The sequence below is a fragment of the Halorubrum salipaludis genome (genome assembly GCF_002286985.1).
Classification (GTDB): domain Archaea; phylum Halobacteriota; class Halobacteria; order Halobacteriales; family Haloferacaceae; genus Halorubrum; species Halorubrum salipaludis.
The window spans coordinates 22,074-40,695 of sequence record NZ_NSKC01000009.1; the positions used below are offsets into that span (position 1 = coordinate 22,074).

General features: G+C 69.2%; 19 protein-coding genes. 7 read left to right on the forward strand and 12 right to left on the reverse strand.

The features are described 5' to 3' along the window. Positions 1 to 30: 30 nt before the first annotated feature. Together CK500_RS13225 and CK500_RS13230 are read right to left on the reverse strand one after the other, a co-directional pair. Positions 31 to 1,515: a sodium:solute symporter family protein gene (locus tag CK500_RS13225; protein WP_095637698.1), complete on the reverse strand. Its 1,485-nt coding sequence runs from the start codon at positions 1,513 to 1,515 to the stop codon at positions 31 to 33. Beyond that, positions 1,512 to 1,790 carry a DUF3311 domain-containing protein gene (locus tag CK500_RS13230; RefSeq protein ID WP_095637699.1) on the reverse strand — a complete coding sequence of 93 codons (279 nt, stop codon included), beginning with the start codon at positions 1,788 to 1,790 and terminating at the stop codon, positions 1,512 to 1,514. Before CK500_RS13230 ends, CK500_RS13225 begins: the two co-directional genes overlap by 4 nt. 176 nt (positions 1,791 to 1,966) lie before the next feature. Here CK500_RS13230 and dnaG point away from each other — a divergent pair, with 176 nt between their 5' ends. Further along, positions 1,967 to 3,499 (forward strand): DNA primase DnaG, encoded by a 1,533-nt coding sequence (gene dnaG, locus CK500_RS13235; protein ID WP_095637700.1) that lies wholly within the window; start codon positions 1,967 to 1,969, stop codon positions 3,497 to 3,499. Positions 3,500 to 4,111: 612 nt separating this feature from the next. Here dnaG and CK500_RS13240 read toward each other — a convergent pair. After that, the gene (locus CK500_RS13240; RefSeq protein ID WP_095637701.1) at positions 4,112 to 5,422 is read right to left on the reverse strand and encodes a phosphoribosylamine--glycine ligase; all 1,311 of its coding nucleotides are present in this window, start codon (positions 5,420 to 5,422) and stop codon (positions 4,112 to 4,114) included. Positions 5,423 to 5,503: 81 nt separating this feature from the next. Continuing rightward, positions 5,504 to 5,869: a group I truncated hemoglobin gene (locus CK500_RS13245; RefSeq protein ID WP_095637702.1), complete on the reverse strand. Its 366-nt coding sequence runs from the start codon at positions 5,867 to 5,869 to the stop codon at positions 5,504 to 5,506. A 130-nt stretch (positions 5,870 to 5,999) separates the two neighbouring features. On the opposite strand from CK500_RS13245, the gene CK500_RS13250 reads away from it, so the two are divergent. Beyond that, a complete protein-coding gene (locus CK500_RS13250) occupies positions 6,000 to 6,410 on the forward strand; it encodes a glutamyl-tRNA reductase (protein ID WP_095637892.1) in 411 nt (136 codons plus the stop codon). A gap of 43 nt (positions 6,411 to 6,453) precedes the next feature. Here CK500_RS13250 and CK500_RS13255 read toward each other — a convergent pair whose 3' ends face one another. Continuing rightward, positions 6,454 to 6,687, reverse strand: a complete 234-nt coding sequence (locus CK500_RS13255; RefSeq protein ID WP_095637703.1) for a DUF2249 domain-containing protein — start codon at positions 6,685 to 6,687, stop codon at positions 6,454 to 6,456. 169 nt (positions 6,688 to 6,856) lie between these two features. On the opposite strand from CK500_RS13255, the gene CK500_RS13260 reads away from it, so the two are divergent. Next, a complete protein-coding gene (locus CK500_RS13260; protein WP_095637893.1) occupies positions 6,857 to 7,243 on the forward strand; it encodes a cupin domain-containing protein in 387 nt (128 codons plus the stop codon). 325 nt (positions 7,244 to 7,568) lie between these two features. Then, positions 7,569 to 9,710, forward strand: a complete 2,142-nt coding sequence (gene katG, locus CK500_RS13265; RefSeq protein ID WP_095637704.1) for a catalase/peroxidase HPI — start codon at positions 7,569 to 7,571, stop codon at positions 9,708 to 9,710. A 101-nt stretch (positions 9,711 to 9,811) separates the two neighbouring features. On the opposite strand, the gene CK500_RS13270 is transcribed toward katG, so the two are convergent. Both CK500_RS13270 and CK500_RS13275 read right to left on the reverse strand, forming a co-directional pair. Next, positions 9,812 to 10,366 (reverse strand): DoxX family protein, encoded by a 555-nt coding sequence (locus tag CK500_RS13270; RefSeq protein WP_095637705.1) that lies wholly within the window; start codon positions 10,364 to 10,366, stop codon positions 9,812 to 9,814. 72 nt (positions 10,367 to 10,438) lie between these two features. Then, positions 10,439 to 11,422 (reverse strand): nucleoside recognition protein, encoded by a 984-nt coding sequence (locus CK500_RS13275; protein ID WP_095637706.1) that lies wholly within the window; start codon positions 11,420 to 11,422, stop codon positions 10,439 to 10,441. Positions 11,423 to 11,527: 105 nt separating this feature from the next. Between CK500_RS13275 and CK500_RS13280 the strand changes: the two genes are divergently transcribed. Continuing rightward, positions 11,528 to 12,439 (forward strand): HVO_0234 family beta-propeller protein, encoded by a 912-nt coding sequence (locus CK500_RS13280; protein ID WP_095637707.1) that lies wholly within the window; start codon positions 11,528 to 11,530, stop codon positions 12,437 to 12,439. A gap of 650 nt (positions 12,440 to 13,089) precedes the next feature. Here CK500_RS13280 and CK500_RS13290 read toward each other — a convergent pair. Next, a complete protein-coding gene (locus tag CK500_RS13290; RefSeq protein ID WP_095637709.1) occupies positions 13,090 to 14,040 on the reverse strand; it encodes an aminopeptidase in 951 nt (316 codons plus the stop codon). Between the two features lie 178 nt (positions 14,041 to 14,218). Here CK500_RS13290 and CK500_RS13295 point away from each other — a divergent pair, with 178 nt between their 5' ends. Further along, on the forward strand, positions 14,219 to 15,283 hold the full coding sequence (locus tag CK500_RS13295) for a type II glyceraldehyde-3-phosphate dehydrogenase (protein WP_095637710.1): 1,065 nt from the start codon (positions 14,219 to 14,221) through the stop codon (positions 15,281 to 15,283). 25 nt (positions 15,284 to 15,308) lie between these two features. On the opposite strand, the gene CK500_RS17455 is transcribed toward CK500_RS13295, so the two are convergent. The 3 genes from CK500_RS17455 to CK500_RS13305 form a co-directional block, all read right to left on the reverse strand. Then, entirely contained in the window at positions 15,309 to 15,485 is a 177-nt protein-coding gene (locus CK500_RS17455; protein WP_198951569.1) for a hypothetical protein, read from the reverse strand. Between the two features lie 112 nt (positions 15,486 to 15,597). Further along, entirely contained in the window at positions 15,598 to 15,897 is a 300-nt protein-coding gene (locus CK500_RS13300) for a hypothetical protein (protein WP_095637711.1), read from the reverse strand. A gap of 91 nt (positions 15,898 to 15,988) precedes the next feature. After that, complete coding sequence (locus CK500_RS13305) at positions 15,989 to 17,041, reverse strand: hypothetical protein (RefSeq protein WP_095637712.1); 1,053 nt, start codon at positions 17,039 to 17,041, stop codon at positions 15,989 to 15,991. Positions 17,042 to 17,190: 149 nt separating this feature from the next. On the opposite strand from CK500_RS13305, the gene CK500_RS13310 reads away from it, so the two are divergent. Then, positions 17,191 to 17,553, forward strand: a complete 363-nt coding sequence (locus CK500_RS13310; RefSeq protein WP_095637713.1) for a DUF5518 domain-containing protein — start codon at positions 17,191 to 17,193, stop codon at positions 17,551 to 17,553. Positions 17,554 to 18,080: 527 nt separating this feature from the next. Here CK500_RS13310 and CK500_RS13315 read toward each other — a convergent pair. Next, entirely contained in the window at positions 18,081 to 18,554 is a 474-nt protein-coding gene (locus CK500_RS13315) for a redoxin domain-containing protein (RefSeq protein WP_095637714.1), read from the reverse strand. Positions 18,555 to 18,622 lie beyond the last annotated feature (68 nt).

Sequence of the window (18,622 nt, forward strand, 5' to 3'; positions counted from 1 at the left end):
GACCGGTGAGCGGCAGCGACGCCGCCGTCCTCAGTCCCCCGCGACCGCGAACCGCGAGGCGTCGCCCTCGGCGGTCGGCGCGGTGACGAGCGAGACCCCGACGGTGAGGAGCGCGGAGAGGACCATCAGCCCGAGCGCCACGTCCCAGCCGCCGGCGACGGTGCGGGGCAGGGTCGGGACGGCGCCGACGACCGCGGACAGCACCACCGCGAGGTACGCGACCTGCGGCACGAGCACGCCGGCGATCATGCCGGAGCGCGTCGTCCGGTCCCAGTAGAGCGCGCAGATCACCGGGAGCGCCAGCAGCGCGAACCCGGAGAAGGCGGTGTCGCCGACCTCGATCAGCGTCCCGGGCCGGAAGAGGCTCGCGACGAACGCGGCCAGCGCGAAGGCGGCGACGCCGATCCGGGCGATCCACGCCTCGCGGCGCTCTGACGCGTCGGCGTTGATCACGGGGCGGTACACGTCGCGGGTGAAGTACGACGAGCCGGAGAGCAGCATCGAGTCCGAGGAGGACATCATCGCGGCCATCGCGCCCGCGATCACGAGCGCGGCGAACCACGCCGGCGTGTACTCGTTCAAGACGACGGGGAGCACGTTGGCGCCCTCGGGCACCTCCACGGGCATCCCGACCGCCCACGCGCCGAGCATGAACGCGGGGAGGAAAAGGAGGAGGACAAGGACGGGCCACAGCGCGAACGACCGCTTCAGCGTCTCGCCCGACTTCGCGACGAAGAACCGCTGGTTGATCTGCGGGAACATCGTCACGCCGAACGCGATGGTGATCGCGGTGGAGACGATGAATCCGGGCGAGTAGAGGCCGCCGCCGAAGCTCCCGAAGTCGGGCCGCGCGTCGAGCATGGCGCCGGTGGCGGCGCCGACGCCGCCGACCGCGGAGACCACCCAGACCGCGGCGACCCAGACGACGGAGAGCATGAACAGCCCCTGGACGGTGTCGGTCCACGCGACGCCGCGCATCCCGGCGAGGACGACGTAGAGGATCATGAAGGCGGTGACCAGCGCCGCGCCGCCCCAGTACGGGACGATGCCGCCCGTGAGCCCCACGAGCGCCTCGCCCGCGCCCATCTGCTGGAGCATGACGTACGGGAACAGCCAGAGGAGGCTCACCCCGGCGACGAGCGCCCGCAGGCCCACAGATCCGAACCGGTCGCCGAGCATCTCCCCGAGCGTGACGTACCCGTGCCGGTCCCCGATCAGCCACTGCTTGTAGCCGATCGCGTACCACAGCACCGCGAACAGTACCCCGTCAAGCGTCCCCATCACGATCAGCCACTCCGGGCCGGCGGCGAACGCGAGGTTCGGCCCGCCGAAGAAGGTGAACGCCGAGAGGAGGGTGGCGAACGTGGTGAAAAGCAGCACGACCGTCCCGATCGACCGGTTCGCGAGGTAGTAGTCCTCGGCGGTGGCCTCGGAGACGCGGTAGGCGACCAAGCCGACCGCGAGCGCGAACAGGAGGTAGCCGACGACGACCCCGAGCGAGAGCCCGAGCGTCACGGCCGGTCACCCCCGAGCGCCGGGCCGGATTCCGATCCCGGCCCCCCTTCCGCCCCGGTCTCCGGCCGGAGGCCCATGCCGCGCTCCCACGCGCCGCTCCGGACGAACAGCGAGAACAGGGCGGCGCAGAGCCCGAGCCACGCCACGTGCCACCAGATCCACACCGGTAGTCCGGCGACGACTCGATCGACTCCCCACAGCGGCCACGGCACCGCGAAGGCGACGAGGACCGCGAACGTCGGTATCCACACGAGATCTCTCCGAGATCGACTCATGTAGAACGAGGTTAGAACCTGATGACTAAATAGTGTTGGTCTAGTTCGATGTGGTATATCGAAGAGTATTTTTCTTCAATCGGTGGCGACGCAGGGGCGTGCGATAACTATTTTCGCCGACGTGCACAACGACGCACGGGCGGCCGGCGCCGCCCGATCATCATCATTCACTCATCATGAAAGACACCGAAAAATACCTCATCCACGCCACCATCGCGGCCGACGGCGTCGTCGAGCGGAGCGACGTCGTCGGCGCGGTGTTCGGCCAGACCGAGGGGCTCCTCGGCGACGAGCTGGACCTGCGGGACCTCCAGGAGTCCTCGCGGGTCGGCCGGATCGACGTCGCCGTCGAGTCCGAGAACGGCCAGTCGTTCGGCGAGGTCACGGTCGCGTCGAGCCTCGACAAGGTCGAGACCGCGATCCTCGCCGCCGCCCTGGAGACGATCGACCGCATCGGCCCCTGCCACGCCTCGGTGGAGGTGACGAGCATCGAGGACGTGCGGGCGGCGAAGCGCCGCGAGGTCGTCGAGCGCGCCAAGGAGCTTGTCGCCGGCGGCTTCGAGGAGACCAGCCTCCGGAGCGACGACATCTTAGAGGAGGTCCGCGAGGCCGCCCGCGTCGAGGGGATCGTCGACTACGAGGGGCTTCCGGCCGGCCCCCGCGTCGGCGACTCCGACGCCGTCATCGTCGTTGAGGGGCGCGCGGACGTGTTGACGCTGCTCGAGTGCGGCATTAAGAACGCGGTCGCCGTCGAGGGGACGAACGTCCCCGACGCCGTCGCCGACCTCACCGCGGACCGCACCGTCACGGCGTTCCTCGACGGCGACCGGGGTGGCGAGCTCATCCTGCGCGAGCTCGCGCAGGTGGGCGACGTGGACTACGTCGCCTTCGCCCCGCCCGGCGAGTCGGTCGAGGACCTCGACCGCAACGCCGTCTTCGAGGCGCTCCGCGGGAAGGTCCCGTACAGCAGCCTCGCCGACGAGCCGAACCTCCGCGAGGCGGCCGCGGGCGGCTCGGGGAACTCCCCCCTCGACGGCGACGGGACCGGGCTCCCGGGCGGAGCGGCCGAGCCCTCGGACGATGGGGAAGGCGAAAACGCGACCGAGTCGAGCCAAGCGGGCGACGACGGGGTTCAGAGCGTGACGGACAGCGATCTCGCGGACGTGATCGAGGAGTCTTCGTCGTCCGTAGCGATCGACGGCAACGAGGCCGACGAGGGGCACGCGGAGGCCCACGGCGACGAGGCGGGTTCCGCCGACACCGCCGGCGGCGATCCTGACGGCTCCGACCCGGACACCGGCGAGGCGGAACCAGCGAGTGCGGAGTCGGACGGCGAGGCGGACGCCGAGACCGACGACGAACGCGCGGAGGGCGGAGCGCCCGACGACACCCCCCTCGACGACGAGCCGCGCTCGATCGAGGAACACGTCCAGGAGGTCGTCGACGCCGGCAGCGACCGCGCCCGGCTGCTCGGCGACGACCGCGGCGTCCTCGCCGAGGTCGACGCGGCCGACGCCTTCGACGCGGTCGAGAGCGCGGAGACAGCCCCGCACACGGTCGTCGTCGACGGGCGGATCGACCAGCGCCTGCTCGACGTCGCCGCCCAGCGCGGGGTCAGCGAACTGCTCGGCCGGGAGGTCGGCGAGTTCGTCAAACGACCCGTGGGAACGCGCGTGCTCACGGTCGGCGACCTCCGCGCCGGAAGCTGACGACGGACCGGCGAAAACCGGACGTGAACGGGGTTCGCTGTCCCCGCTTCGTCGAACCCCCGTTTATCGGCGAGAACGAGATCAAACAGCTGTTCGGCGGAGATCCCGTTTCGATCGACTGTAGGAGTGAGTCTTGCAGATCGGTCGTGGCGAGATGGTATCTAAACAGCCGTGAGCGGAATCGACGACCACTTATAAAAACGGCGCGGTGGCGCGTGCCGCCGAGCGCCCCTCGGGCGCGAGGTGCACGCGCGAGGGAGTCAGTCGCCGGAGCGAAGCGACGGCGACTGACGAGGCTGGGGAGGGATGAGGTGCTGTGCGGTTGCGGTGGGGTGGGACTCAAAGGGGCAGTCGCCGGCGGCGGAGCCGCCGGCTGCCAGAGGCGCGAAGCGCCTCGCTGCCGCGAGGACGAAGCACGGCGACGCAAGCACTGGAAGGAGCGAGCGATGCGAGCGACTGAAGCGCGCAGCGAGCCGCGCGAGTCCTCGCAGCTGGGGCTTTGCAGGCCTTCACCGCAACACCGTCGATCACCTATAAACACCCACCAGCACACCACAATTAGACTTATAAACAACCGGCCCACCGCAATGATTCACGTACTCCCGCCGTGGCTTACGGTCCGAGGTACCCCCACGCCTGCAGTCGATCGCCGTCACCGTTGATCCAGCGCTCGCCGATGTCGTCGCGGTAGTACATGTTCGGCATCACGATCTCGTCAATCCGGTCGTACGCCTGCTCGCGCGCGGCTCCCATCGTCTCGCCCTTCCCGGTCACGACGATGGGCATACCGTTGTCGCCCGCGACACGCCACTGCCCGTCGACGCGCTTCGCGTCCTCCAGGTGGATCCCCTCGCGGCGCTCCGTCTCGAACACCACGGCCGCGTTCCGGGAGTTCTCGTCGTACGTCTTGTCGTCGTCGAACGGGAACGGCGGGAGGACGACCCGAACCGCGATCTGGTAGCCGTTGTGGACCTCTAGTTCGGGGTCGTTTCCGTGCGCGAGATCGGAGAAGAACTCGCCGGTGGACGACTCGATCGACTCCTCCTGTAAGGCGATCGTCGGGTAGCCGAACCGCGGCGTGAACTCCAGCGGGTAGATCCCCGTCTCGTTGACGATGCAGTTGATGTCGATGCTCCCGACGTACCCCTCGTCGGCGAGCCAGCCTTCGAGCTTGCCGAACGTCTCCTCGAACAGCTTGTTCTGCCCGGCCCAGAACATCGACGTGCCCATCTCACCGGTCGACGGGCCGATGTTGCCCGGGAACAGCTTCTTGTGCTCGAAGTTGAAGTTGACCTGATCGATGAACTCCTCGCCGTTGAAGAACCCGCAGATGGCGACCTCGACGCCCTCGACCTTCCGCTGGAGCTGGAACCCCTTCATGCGGTGGCCCCACGCCTTCTTGTACGCCTTCAGCACGTCGACCACGTCGCTGCCGTCGTCCTCGTTGCCGACGTAGAGGAGCCGTTTGACGTTCTGCACCTCGCCGAGCGGCTTGATCACGTACGGCGCGGGATGCTGCTGGACGTGCTGGATCCCGGCGTCGAAGTCGTCGAAGACGTGGTGTTCGACGGTGTTGACGCCGTGCTCCTCAAGGACTTCCATCGCGTAGCCGCGGTCCTCCTCGAGTCGGTCGGTGTTCGGCGTGCCGCCGACGACGGCCTTCCCCCGCTCGCGGAGCTCCCGTGCGAGCTCTCCAGTGCCGACGTCGGAACCGACCCAGATGTCGTCGAAGACGATCACGTCGGCCCACTCCACCTCCGCGCGCCAGTCGTCCGTCTTGGGGACGAACCCGTCGCCGATCTCCCGGTCGCTTTCGGCCTCGATGTAGTACTTCACGTCGTGGCCCTCGCGGTGGACCTGCCACGCGAGGTCGGTGATCAGCGCGGCGTCCGCGGAGACGAACAGGAACCGTTCGGTGTCCATGGCGGCACGTCTTCCGGCGGGGACTTGAGTGTGTCTCCGTCCCGGACGGCGGCGGGGTCGAGACCGATCGGGCTCGGTCGACTACTGCCCGACCATGTCGGGTTCGAGCGCGCCGACCTCGTCGAGGATCGTCTCGACGTTCTCCTCGGCGACGCCGTTCTCTCTGAGCGCCTCCGCGAGGTAGGTCGCGACGCGACCGAACCCCTCCTCCGTGATCCCCATCCCCTCGTGGGCCGCCCGCATGTCCGCGCCCTCGTAGGAGACCGGGCCGCCGGCGACCGCGCTGATGAACTGGACCTGGTGGGCGTACAGCGCCTCGCGGTCGACGCCCTCGAAGTACGGTTCGAGGACGGGATCGTCGAAGACGCGGTCGTAGAAGTCCGAGACGACGGCCTCGACGGCCTCGCGGCCGCCGATGTCGGCGTAGATCGACTGGGTGTCGGGCATCGCGTCGATCGACTTCGTTGCGACGGAAGACGCCTCTGAAAGAACATGTTCGGGGAGGTCCGTGTCGGTCGATCGATCCCCCGAATACGTTCGGGGGAACACGCACCCCGACGCCGACCGACGCTCGGGTATGAGCACCGACCGGTCCGAGGGGGCCGTTGTCCGATCCGAGACGGACCCGGAGGGTTCCGAACCGTCGCCCGATCCGGAGCCAGAACGAACCGAATCGTCGCCAGATTCGGAACCGGAACCGTCCGAGTCGCCGCCCGATCCGGAGCGACTACGGAGGCGGCTCCGCCGCCGAACCGACGAAATCGAGCGGCGTGAGGTCGAGGCGGCCGTCTCGGCGCTCGACGCGCGCGGCGGCCTCACGGAGGAGCAGCGCGAGACCGTTCGGGAGCTCGGGTCCGCGCTCGCCGACGAGCTGATCGCAGGGCCGGATCGGACGCTGGAGCGGGCGGCTCGAGACCAGGAGGCGGAGGGGCGGGAACGAGAGCGAACGCGGTCGATCCGGCGGCTCTTCGATCTCGGCGAGGCGTAGCAATCGTCACGAGGTCGCGGCGTAGCAATCGCGCGGCGAGGCCTCACTCCTCGGTCTTCGGGAACTCCGCGACGAACTCGTCGGGCGCGTTCTGTCGCACCTCGTAGGCCTCCTCGTCGAACGCGGGGACTTCGGCCGCCATCTCGTAGTACAGCGGCTTCGGCTCGTGGTCGTTGACGATGGTGAGCGTCTCGCCCGGCTCCATCTCCTCGAACTCCTCGTGGATCGTGTCGTGGCGGTTCACCGGCTGGATCTCGCGGACGTCGAGTCTGGGCATGCGATCGGAGAGTCGGGCCCGTCCGAATTCCGTGTTGAGCCGAATACGTTCGGGGACACGCACTCGCCGGCGGGTCCCGAACTCCCGGCCGTGACAGCGATCACTGCCACGCCCACGACCGGTACCGAGAGCGACCACCGCACGCCGTCCGTCCGGAGGGGTGAGTGACGTGCCGGCGACCGACTTCGACGCCGAACGGCGCTACGACGACGAGCGGTTCTCGACCAGCGAGGTGTTCCGGAGCGACCGCATGAAGGTCGTCTGCGGCTACTTCGAGCCGGGGCAGTTCATCCCGGTCCACGCGCCCGACAGCGACGTGGCGATCACGGTCCTGTCCGGCTCCGGGGTCGTCCGAGAGGGCGAGACTGACCGGGAGGTGGATCCTGGCGACGTCGTCGTCGTGCCCGCCGGGACCGCGCGGGGCGTGAAGGCGAGCGAGGGGGAGCGACTGGAGGCCTCGCTCGTCACCGCTCCGCCGCCGACCGACGCGGAGCACGACCCCGTCAGAGCGGGACTCAAACGCGGGGAGTTCGATCCGCGGGCCGGAGGAGAGTAGCGGTCTCGACGGGCCGAGAGACGCGGAGGGTTCCGACGGTAGTTTCGACTTTTCAAACTCTTATTTATGAAGTCCAAAGTTAACTTCTGATTAATAAATGCCGCAGCGGCCAGTAGCCAGATTTTTATTTGAGGTGGATAAAGAATCGATGACGCCGAATGCGTGACGACTCCGCTTTCGAAACGGGCGACCCCGACCTCCACGCGGCCGGTCGCGCTCGCGACGCCGGCACCGGATTTCGGGAGGCCCGGCTTCGACGGGTGGAGTCCCGTGCAGGCGCTTTCGGTACGGTTGCGACCGAACCAACCACGGAAACTCAACGATAATGCCAAGAGACAACACCGATTGGTGGCCGAATCAGCTAGACCTGGACGTCCTCGACGAGCACGCCGGGAACCCCGGACCGCTCGATGACGACTTCGATTACGCCGAGGCGTTCGAGGAGCTCGACCTCGACGAGGTGAAAGCCGACATCGAGGAGGTAATGACGGATTCGAAGGACTGGTGGCCGGCCGACTACGGCACGTACGGGCCGCTCTTCATCCGGATGGCCTGGCACAGCGCCGGGACGTACCGGACGCACGACGGGCGCGGCGGCGCCTCCGGCGGGCGACAGCGGCTCCCCCCGCTCAACAGCTGGCCCGACAACGTCAACCTCGACAAGGCGCGACGCCTGCTCTGGCCGGTCAAACAGAAGTACGGCCGCAAGCTCTCGTGGGCCGACCTGATCGTCCTGACCGGGAACGTCGCCCTCGAGTCGATGGGCTTCGAGACGTTCGGCTTCGCGGGCGGTCGCGAGGACGACTTCAAGCCCGACGACGCCGTCGACTGGGGTCCCGAAGACGAGTGGGAGTCGACCTCGGCGGAGCGGTTCGAGGAGGACGGTCGGCTCGACGACGCGCTCGGTAACACCGTCATGGGCCTCATCTACGTGAACCCGGAGGGCCCGAACGGCGAGCCGGATCTGGAGGGCTCCGCGGCGAACATCCGCGACACGTTCAGCCACATGGCGATGGACGACAAGGAGACGGTCGCGCTCATCGCCGGCGGGCACACCTTCGGGAAGGTTCACGGGGCCGACTCCGGCGACAACCTCGGCCCGGAGCCCGAGGACGCGCCGATCGACCTGCAGGGCCTCGGCTGGGACAACGACTTCGGCGAGGGGAAGGGCCCCGACACGATCACCAGCGGGATCGAGGGGCCGTGGAACGCCACGCCGACCCAGTGGGACCTGAGCTACGTCAACAACCTGCTCAGCTACGAGTGGGAGGCGGAGAAGGGCCCCGGCGGCGCGTGGCAGTGGACGACGAAGAACGACGAGCTCGACGGCGCCGCCCCCGGCGTGCAGGACCCCTCCGACAAGGAGGACGTGATGATGCTCACGACGGACGTGGCGCTGAAACACGACGACGACTTCCGCGCGGTGTTAGAGGAGTTCCGCGACGACCCCGACGAGTTCCAGGACGCCTTCGCGCGGGCGTGGTACAAGCTCATCCACCGCGACATGGGCCCGCCGGAGCGGTTCCTCGGCCCCGAGGTCCCCGAGGAGACGATGCTCTGGCAGGACCCGCTCCCCGACGCCGACTACGAGGTCGTCGGCGACGCGGAGGTCGCCGAGCTCGAGGACCTGATCTCAGAGTCCGACCTCTCGGTCTCCGAGCGGGTCAAGACCGCGTGGGCGTCCGCGTCCACGTTCCGCTACAGCGACAAGCGCGGCGGCGCGAACGGCGCGCGGATCCGCCTCGAACCCCAGCGCAGCTGGGAGGTCAACGACCCCGCGGAGCTGGAGTCCGTGCTGGAGACGTACGAGGAGATTCAGGCCGAGTTCAACGAGTCGCGCGACGACGACACGCGGGTGTCGCTCGCCGACCTCATCGTCCTCGGCGGCAACCTCGCCGTCGAGGAGGCCGCCGCGGCCGCCGGCCACGACGTCGACGTGCCGTTCGAGCCGGGCCGCGTCGACGCCACGCAGGAGCAGACGGACGAGGAGTCCTTCGAGGCGCTCAAGCCGGAGGCAGACGGCTTCCGCAACTACCTCGGTGACGACCTGCCCCACAAGCCGGAGGAGGAGCTGGTCGACAAGGCCGAGCTGCTGAAGCTGACGGTCCCCGAGATGACGGTGCTCGTCGGCGGGCTGCGCGTCCTCGACGCGAACTACGACGGCTCCGACCGCGGCGTGTTCACCGACGAGCCGGAGACGCTCACGAACGACTTCTTCGTCAACCTGCTCGACTTCGACCGCGAGTGGGAGTCCGTCGACGAGGACGACGAGGTCTTCGAGCTCCGCGACCGCGAGACCGGCGAGGTCGACTGGACCGCGACGCGATTCGACCTCATCTTCGGGTCGAACTCCCGCCTCCGCGCCGTCTCCGAGATCTACGGCGCCGCCGACGGCGAGGAGCAGTTCGTCGACGACTTCGTCGACGCGTGGAGCAAGGTCATGAAACTCGACCGCTTCGACCTCTAACGGTCGGACTGGAGCGGTTTTCGCGGGCAACACTTTTTCGAACTGCGGACGCGGCCGTCACCGAATTCGGAGTCGACGATACGCAGGCACTGCGGCGCTGATCACCCGAGGAAGTACCGCGTCCACGGATACCGTTCGACGAGCGCGGTGCCCCCGATGTCGTACTGTTCGATGTAGGCGTCGAGGCCGAAGATCCTGCCCGCCCCGAACGCCGCGACGGAGAGGAACACCAGCAGGTACGCGAAGTCGCCGTTGATGTAGCCGTGGGCGATGTCCCAGTTGCCAAAGTAGAACAACAACATCATGAACGCGCCCCAGAACGCGGCGAGCCGGGTCAGACAGCCGACTATCAGCCCGAGGCCGATGAACAGCTGTCCCCACGGGACCGCGACGTTCACGAAGTCCATGAACAGTGGCGACTGCGCCATCGAGGCGAAGAGGTCGGCCAGCGGACTCCCGTTCGCCGCCGGCGCGTTCTGGAGATACCCGGCCGCGCTGAACTCGCCGCCGAGCAGCTTGCTCGACCCCGCCTGAAGGAACGCGAGCCCCATCATGAGCCGAAGGGCGAGGATGAACCAGACGCTCAGGGTGTGGAGCTGCCCTTCCGCGCTCAACCCGCCGACCGTACTTCTGAGTGTTACTTCTTTCGATGACATATACGCAGATCTACAATACAGTTATAAATAATCATCTCCGGGATCCGTCGTCTCCGGGCGTCTGACGGCCGCTCACCACACCGGCGCGAGCAACAGCCCGACCGTGACCGAGATGAAGACGAGTTTCAAGGCGGTGTTGACGGCGATCACCTTGGTGCCGAACTCGGCCCCCCAGATCCCGTACTGGAAGGGGATCGAGCGCCGGAACGTGGAGACGGCGAAGGAGAGGATCCCTCCGATGAGCAGGCTCGCGACGCCCGTCCGGACGGTGAACGTCCCCTCGGCGGTGCCGGCCAGCGTCACCGCGCCGGCGGTCGTGTCGAGGGTGTAGACGGCGATCACGGGGACCGCGGCGCCCGGGAGCCCGAGCGCGCCCGTGATCGGTTCGGCGACGCTCGTCAGGGCCGCCACGTCGACGTTGCTGACGAGTCCGATCACGAGGGTGTAGACGACCGCGAGCCGCGGGACGATCCGGCGGAGCGTGGACCACGACTTCCCGGCCGCTTCGCGGACGCGCTCCCGGCTGGTGCGGTCGTCGGCGTCGGGACCGCTCGCGTCGACCTCGGCGAGCGCGCCGCGGTCGACGTTGCGCTCGGACAGCAGGACGCCGCCCGCGAGCACGCCGGTGACCGTGATCGCCAGCGCGATCCCGGCGCGCGCGGAGACGTAGACGACCCCGGTTTCGACGCCCAAAATCGGGATCATCACGGGGACGTAGTAGGTGAACACGTGCTGGACGAACCCGAAGAACGTGTTGATGGTCACGGCGACCAGCGTCGCCCGGTCGTCCAGCAGGCCCGACTCGCGGTACTCGGCGAGCGTGGCGTACCCCGCCGTCGTCGACGCCGCGGTCGTGAGGATCGCGGTGCCGACCTCGTCGGGGAGGTTCGCGGGCCGGGTGAGCCACCCGGCGAGTCCGGCGACGTACCGGATCAGCCCGAACGCGACCGCGACGTTGGCGGCGAAGACGCCGACCGCGATGAACGCCGCGATGCGGGCGAGCCGCGGGGCGACCTCGACGAGCAGGGCGACGAGTTCGGCGGCGACCGATTGCACTACCGGTCCTACGCGGTCGCCGACCTAATGGCCATCGGAATCGTGAACGGCCGGTCGGATCCGCGCCGCGCGGGGCTTATGGGAGCCCCGGCCGAACCCCCGGCAATGGCACCCGCCGAAGACGACATCTCGATCGAGGAGAAGCGCGTGTACGCCGGGACGGCGGGCCGCACCGACGCCTACGTCGCCACCGAGAGCGGCGTCGTCCGGGTGGCGCTCTCGGCCGACAAGATCGGCGCGTTCGACATGGTCGCGCGCGACCCCGCCCGCGACGCCGCGGTCCTCCCGCGGCGAGACGCCCCGGACCTGCTCGGCGTCGCGACCCCGGACGGGCTCCGCGTCGCGCCCGTCGGCGACGACCTCGCGTTCGAAGCGGTCGACGCCGGCTCCGTCGGGTCGGAACCAATCGCCGCGGTCGGCGTCCACGACGGCGCGTTCCTCGTCGCGGGCGACGACGGCCGGATCGACCGTCTCGAAGTCGGCGATGGGGGCACCGATTCGGTCGTGACCGCGGTCGGAGACGTCTCGGAACCGCGCGCGGTCGACGGCCCCCTCGTCGCGGCCGCGGACGGGGTCCACCGGGTCGTCGAGGGCGACGGCGTCGGCGACGGCCCCGAACTCGCCGCGGTCGGCCTTGACGACGCCCGCGACGCCGCGGGGACCGGGATGCCCCTCGCGGCGACCGCGGCCGGGGTCTACTGGCTCGGCAACGGGTGGATGACGGCGCTCTCGGGCGACGCGACCGCGGTCGCCGCCGACGGCGACGATCACGCGATGGCGGTCGTCGACGGCGACCTGCTCGTCCACGGTGGGGACGACGCCGAGTGGGGGACCGAGTCGTGGGCCGCGGCGGAGCTCCCGGTCGACGAGGAGCCGGTCGCGCTCGGCTACGGTCCCGGCGTGTCGGTGGCCGTCACCGACGCCGGCACGCTCTGCGTCGACGCCGGCGACGGGTGGCGGCACCAAGTCGTCGGGGTTCGAGGAGTCGCCGGCGTCGCGCTCGCGGTCGTGGAGTGACGAGATACGAAGTAGCACCTCGGTTCGATTTATAAGCAGTTACCGGCAGATCGGCGGTGAACAACGCCAAATTTCCGACGGATCGCTTATAAATAGCTGACAGTGGATCGACAGTGAACACGTCCAAAGCCCCAGCCGCTCGGTTATAAGTGGCTGACAGTGGATCGACAGTGAGCACGTCCAAAGCCCCAGCCGCTCGCTTATAAATGGCTGACAGTGGATCGACAGTGAACACGTCCAAAGCCCCAGCCGCTCGGTTATAAGTGGCTGACAGCGGATCGACAGTGAACACGTCCAAAGCCCCAGCCGCTCGCTTATAAATAGCTGACAGTGGATCGACAGTGAACACGTCCAAAGCCCCAGCCGCGAGGACTCGCGCGGCTCGATGCGCTCCTCGACCGCTCACTCCGTTCGCGGTCTGCGGTGCTTTCGTCGCCGTGCTTCGTCCTCGCGGCTGCCCCTTTGAGTCCCACCCGCCCGCACCGCAACCGCACCTCACGCCTCCCCAGCCTCGTCGGCGGCTCCCGTCGGTCGCCGCCGACTCCCTCGCACGCGCTCCTCACGGCCGCCGATGGCGGCCGCTCGGAGGCGCGCGCCACCGCCCTGATCGCTTATAAACAAGCCACCGCTCCCCGGGCAGACCGTCTGTCCTACGCGCTCGGCAGGTCGATCTCGTCGCCGTCGGCGTAGACGGTCGGGTTCCGGAGGATCCCGTCGAGGTGGACCGGGGCGTCGGTCTCGCCGCCGATGCCGGCGTTGTCGCCGATCGCGATGTGGACCGTGCCGCCGGCCTTCTCGTCTAAAAGGACGGAGCCGACGAGCTCGTCGACGCCGACGTTGGTCCCGATTCCCAGCTCCGCGAGGTTGTACGCGGCGTCACCGACGGACTCCGCGGCGGTCTCGAGCTCCTCGCGGACCGCGTCGTCGCCGACGGACGTGACGAGCCCGTCCTCGACCTCGAACGTGAGGGTCTGGCCCTCGTCGAGCAGCCCGTGGGGCATCATCGTCCCGTCGACCACGTAGGTGCCGGTCGCTGTCTCGGGCGCGACGAACACCTCGCCGGCGGGGAGGTTCGAGAAGTCGCCGGGCTCGTGGACCATTCCCGTGTCGGCGAGCCACTCGCGGTCGCCGATGCCGAAGACGATGTCGGTGCCAGCGGGCGAGGTCACCCGGATCTCGTCGGCGTCGCCGACCTGCGCGAGCACGTCGTCGCAGGCGGCGTCGATCGCGGCGTAGTCGGCGTCGAGCCCGGTCGTGAACACGTCCTCCGTGATCCCCGGCAGGGTCGCGCCGCGCGCGCCGGCCTCGCAGGCGTTCCCGCGGGCGCGGGTGTGACTCAGGCTCTTCGTCGTCGGCGCGAGGAAGGCGTCGCTCTCGGCCATCGCCGCCGCGACCGGCGCGGGCGGCTCGGTCCCGTGCTGGTCGGCCGGCGGATACCGGAGGATCGTCGCGTCGTCCGTCACGGCGCTCGCGGCCTCGTAGAGCGCCTCCCCGATTCGCTCGCGCTCGTCGTCGGTGACGACGACCACTGACTCGTCCGGCGCGACGCGCAGGCACTGCTCGACGGCGGTCTCGGCGGCGTCCGCAAGCTCGCTCGACATGCCCGCCGATCCGCGACGACGGGCGTTAGTCCTTCCCATCGACGACTCATTTACTCTGTTTCGAAATTCAGTTTTGTCTCGAAGGCGCGCGAATTAACCGACCGATTACTCTCGGCGTAGTTAATTTCTTCTTGCTTCTCTCGAAAACATTATGCTGTTCCCCGAGCGACCGACACCTATGACACGCGTGGGCGTCAACGGATACGGGACGATCGGGAAACGTGTCGCGGACGCGGTCGCGGCCCAGCCCGACATGGAACTCGTCGGCGTGACGAAGACGAGCCCGGACTACGGCGCCGAGGCCGCGCTCCGCCGCGGCTACGACCTGTACGCAGCGCTCGACGACCGAGTCGCCGCCTTCGAGGACGCCGGGCTCGACCTCGCCGGGACCCTCGCCGACCTCCTCGACGCGGTCGACGTGATCGTCGACTGCGCGCCGAGCGGGGTCGGGGAGCGCAACCGCCCGACCTACGAGGCCCACGACACGCCCGCGATCTACCAGGGCGGCGAGGACGCCGCGATCGCGGACGCCTCCTTCAACGCCCGCGCCAGCGCGCCGATCCGCAACGCCGACTCGCTCCGGGTCGTCTCCTGTAACACGACCGCGCTCTCGCGGCTGCTCGCCCCGCTCGACGAGTCCTACGGCGTGGAGAAGGCCCGCGTCACGCTCGTGCGGCGGGGCGGCGACCCGAGCGAGACGAACCGCGGACCGATTAACGACGTGGTGCCCGACCCGGCGACGGTGCCGTCGCACCACGGACCCGACGTGAACACGATCCTCGGGGATGTCGACGTCGACACGGCCGCGTTGAAGGCGCCGGTCACCGGCATGCACACCCACAGCGTCAACGTCACGCTCGAGGCGAAGCCGACCACCGAGGAGGTGCGCGAACTGCTCCGCGGCGAGACGCGGATCTTCCTGATCCCAGAGGACGCCGGAATCGACGGCGCCGGGACCCTGAAGGACTACGCGTCCGACCTCGGACGGGCCCGCGGCGACCTCTGGGAGAACTGCGTCTGGGAGGAGTCGATACGCGTTCAGGGCCGGGACCTGTACCTGTTCCAGAACGTCCACCAGGAGGCGGACGTGGTGCCCGAGAACGTCGACGCGGTCCGCGCCCTCGCGGGCGACGTCTCCCGGGAGGAGTCGGTGGCGCGAACGAACGAGACGCTCGGCGTCGGAATCGACAGCCTGCTCTCCGACGGCGGCGCTCCCCGCGATCAGGTCGCCGCGGACGACTGACCGGGACTCCCGCGGATCGCGTTGCTCACTCCGCGGGCGTCGTCACGAGGAACGTCCGCCCGCCGCGGCGTTCGAGGTGGACCTCGCTTCCCTGCACGCGGTTCATCCGCGCGCGATCGGCGATCCGATCGGTTCGACACTCCGTGACGTCGACGCGGGTCGGCGTCGCGTATCGGGGTTGCTCGTGGCTCGTCGCGCTCATACTTCTCCCGAGAGCCGGAACGCCCGTATAAGCGAGCCATCCGCGGAGTGAAAGTGAAAGTGGAGGCGTTGACGGTCCAAGCGGGGGAACGATCCGACAGTCGCCGTCGAGACTACCGCCGGAGCCCGGCCTCCTCGTCGCCTTCGACGAACCGCACGGTGAAGTAGTCGTAACCGCCGTAGGCGGCGTCGAGCGCGCCCAGCCACCAGTTCCAGCGCTCGACGACCGAGGAGCCGTCGGGCGCGTCGCCGAGGTGGTCGATCACGCCGGGCACGGTGAGCGCGTGCCCGCGGTCCCGGGAGGGTCGCCCCGAGTCGGCGAGGTCGCGGGCCGCCCGAGCGACCGCCCGCCGCTCGGCTTCGGTCCCGCCGAACTCCGACTCGAGGGCCTTCTCCAGACGCTGTCGGTCCATGAGCGGGGCTACGGGACCGGAGTATATGAGTCGCGTGGTAGGGGGTGGCACGTCCGGTGTCGGCGACGCGTCGGGCTCGCCTCCGCGGCCGTCACAGGCGGGCTGCGAGCGCGAGGAAGAGGAGGCTAAAGGGCGCCGTCAGCAGCGCTAGCAGCGCCCCGGCCGCCGGCTCGCCGGCCGCGAGGGCCATCGCGAGGCCGACGACGAGCGAGGCGGAGCCCACGACCGCGAGGATGATGCGCTCCGGAACGCTGGCCCGGTCGGGGCCGTCGCTCCGCGCGAGCGTCGCGTCCAGCGCCCGCTCGACCTCGTCGGCGCGGTCCGCGGGGACGAACAGCCACGGGGTCGAGCGGTACCACGCGTTCCCGCGGTACGCGAGCAGGAACACGGTCGTCCACGGGAGGTCGATCCGACGGGTGCGGATCACGGAGCCGAGGTCGTCCGAGCGCGTCCGGTCGTGACTCAGGTACGTCCGCTCGATCGTCTCGGCGGCCGGGTCGAGCCGCAGGTCGGTCCCGCGCGAGCCGGCGAGTACGGGGAAGAGCGTGGCGAACGCGAGGAGCAGCGGTGCAAACCCCGAGAACAGCGATAACGTGGCCGAGACCGGGCCGGAGCCGATCGCCGCCGCCACGACCGCGAGCACGACTCCCGCCCCGGCGAGGGTCCAACCGATCCGGAACCGCGAGCGGTCGAACGAGTAGTCGCCGAACTGCGACCGGAGTTTGCGGCGTCGCTCCGGGGACATCTGGTCGTACGCCACGATCCAGTAGAGCAGCGACACCGGGCCGCCGACGAGGAGGACGACGAGCAACGCCCACGTCGACGCCGGCGGGCCGCCACCGTCGAGGAGCGAGGCGCCGACGGTGACAGCGACGACCGAGAGGGCCACGAGCACGAGTCCGGCCACGGTCGCGCTCGCACCGAACGCAAGCGACCGCAGGCGATCGAAGCGGACCGGCCCCCACTCGACGACGCCTCGGTCGGGCTCGGTGTCTGTATCTGTCCCGGTGTCCGCGTCTGTCTCGGCGTCCGTGTCGGGCTGAGAGTCGGAAATTGCGCCGGCGTCGGCCTCGGACTCAGGAACGGGCTCTCGATCCGCCGACAACTGCGTCCCGTCGCTCGACGCGCCGGACTCGGAGGGCATGGGCGCTCGTTGGGTCGGTGACGGCTTAAATTCGGTCGTCGCACCGGTCGATGGATAGATCTCGGGAACCCGGACGCCGTCGAACCCGGTGTCGGAACGGGAAACCGACGTGCGGCGACTATTTACCCCGCGACCGGCTACCCCGTGTCATGACAGACTGGCGCGCCGTCGGCTACGGGTTCGTCGTGATGCTGATCGCCGGGCTCCTCGCGACGTTCGCCCCGGTCGTGGGGCACATCGGCGCCGGGCTGATCGGCGGGTTCGTCGCGGGCTACGTCGCCGGCGGCGGGCTGCTCTCGGGGATGTGGCACGGGCTGCTCGCGGGGTCGGTGAGCGGGGTCGTCGTTACCCTCGTCCTGGCAGCGTTCGGCGGGCTCGTGGGGCTCGCCGGAGGGCCCCTCGGCAGCCTGCTCGGCGGCGCCGGCGTGCTCATCGTCGGGCTGTTCCTGACGTTCCTGTTCGCGATCGACTCGGCGCTCGCGGGCGCGATCGGCGGCGTGCTCGGGGACTGAGGCTCGCTTCTTCGGAGTTGGTCGAACCGCGGAGTCGATGAGTGTGGCTTTCGGATCGGCGCGCGCCTTCGAGCGCCCCCCGGGCGCGAGAAGCGCGTGCGAGGGACGCCGCGAGCGCGGAGCGCGTGCGAGGGACGCCGCGAGCGCGGAGCGCGTGCGAGGGACGCCGCGAGCGCGGAGCGCGAGCGGCGAGGCTGGGGAGGCGTGAGGATGCGGTGCTGTTGCGGTCGGTGGGACTCAAAGGGGCAGCCGCGAGGCGGCCAGAGGCGACTCAAGCACCGCAGCGAGTGAGCGAAAGCGAACGAGCGAGGAGCACAGCGAGCGTCTGGCCGCCTCGCGGCTGGGGCTTTGGCGGTGTCCGTGTCGATCGTCGATTTATAAGCACTGTACAGCCGAGCGGCTGGGGCTTTGGCGACGTTCGCCGTCGATCCGCTGTTGGGTACTTATAAGCAGAGAGCTGGAGCCGGAGCGGAGTCCACCAGCGGATCGCGGTCAACTACGTATAAGGAATGTCGGCCAGATCCGTCCTACGCGCTCTCGACCGCGTCGAGGACGGCGTCGTAGTCCGGCTCGTTGGTCGGGTCGTCGGCGACCCAGTCGTAGACGACCTCGCCGTCGTCGTCGATCACGAACACGGCCCGGTTCGCGATCCCGTGGAGGCCCAGGTCGGCGATGTCCATCTCCAGCCCGTACGCCCGGATCGCGTCGCCGGCCATGTCGCTCACGAGGTCGAACTCGATCCCGTGCTCCTCGCGGAACGCGCCCTGCGAGAACGGGGAGTCGGCGCTGATCCCGAACAGCGTCGCGCCCGCGTCGTCGAACTCGGCGGCGCGCTCCTGGAACGCCACCATCTCGTTCGTGCAGGGGGGCGTGAACGCGCCGGGGAAGAAGGCGAGCACGACCGGCCCGTCGCCGACGTGGTCGTCGAGGTCGAACGGTTCGTGGTCGCTCGTGCCGACCGTCGCGGTGAACGTGGGTGCGGAGTCGCCTGTGGATACCATCGCTTACAGATACGGCCGATTCGCCCAAAAGGCTTGTTTCACCCCTCGTCCGAACCGGCACCCGGAGA

What these genes read in the sequence shown, in the direction of transcription:
- CK500_RS13245 (WP_095637702.1), bottom strand. Translation starts at nt 5,869, where the DNA reads ATGCCCGACACCCAGTCGATCTACGCCGACATCGGCGGCCGCGAGGCC.
- CK500_RS17455 (WP_198951569.1), bottom strand. Translation starts at nt 15,485, where the DNA reads ATGAGCGCGACGAGCCACGAGCAACCCCGATACGCGACGCCGACCCGC.
- CK500_RS13270 (WP_095637705.1), bottom strand. Translation starts at nt 10,366, where the DNA reads ATGTCATCGAAAGAAGTAACACTCAGAAGTACGGTCGGCGGGTTGAGC.
- CK500_RS13295 (WP_095637710.1), top strand. Translation starts at nt 14,219, where the DNA reads ATGACACGCGTGGGCGTCAACGGATACGGGACGATCGGGAAACGTGTC.
- CK500_RS13230 (WP_095637699.1), bottom strand. Translation starts at nt 1,790, where the DNA reads ATGAGTCGATCTCGGAGAGATCTCGTGTGGATACCGACGTTCGCGGTC.
- CK500_RS13315 (WP_095637714.1), bottom strand. Translation starts at nt 18,554, where the DNA reads ATGGTATCCACAGGCGACTCCGCACCCACGTTCACCGCGACGGTCGGC.
- CK500_RS13300 (WP_095637711.1), bottom strand. Translation starts at nt 15,897, where the DNA reads ATGGACCGACAGCGTCTGGAGAAGGCCCTCGAGTCGGAGTTCGGCGGG.
- CK500_RS13280 (WP_095637707.1), top strand. Translation starts at nt 11,528, where the DNA reads ATGGCACCCGCCGAAGACGACATCTCGATCGAGGAGAAGCGCGTGTAC.
- CK500_RS13240 (WP_095637701.1), bottom strand. Translation starts at nt 5,422, where the DNA reads ATGGACACCGAACGGTTCCTGTTCGTCTCCGCGGACGCCGCGCTGATC.
- CK500_RS13250 (WP_095637892.1), top strand. Translation starts at nt 6,000, where the DNA reads ATGAGCACCGACCGGTCCGAGGGGGCCGTTGTCCGATCCGAGACGGAC.
- katG (WP_095637704.1), top strand. Translation starts at nt 7,569, where the DNA reads ATGCCAAGAGACAACACCGATTGGTGGCCGAATCAGCTAGACCTGGAC.
- CK500_RS13305 (WP_095637712.1), bottom strand. Translation starts at nt 17,041, where the DNA reads ATGCCCTCCGAGTCCGGCGCGTCGAGCGACGGGACGCAGTTGTCGGCG.
- CK500_RS13255 (WP_095637703.1), bottom strand. Translation starts at nt 6,687, where the DNA reads ATGCCCAGACTCGACGTCCGCGAGATCCAGCCGGTGAACCGCCACGAC.
- dnaG (WP_095637700.1), top strand. Translation starts at nt 1,967, where the DNA reads ATGAAAGACACCGAAAAATACCTCATCCACGCCACCATCGCGGCCGAC.
- CK500_RS13290 (WP_095637709.1), bottom strand. Translation starts at nt 14,040, where the DNA reads ATGTCGAGCGAGCTTGCGGACGCCGCCGAGACCGCCGTCGAGCAGTGC.
- CK500_RS13310 (WP_095637713.1), top strand. Translation starts at nt 17,191, where the DNA reads ATGACAGACTGGCGCGCCGTCGGCTACGGGTTCGTCGTGATGCTGATC.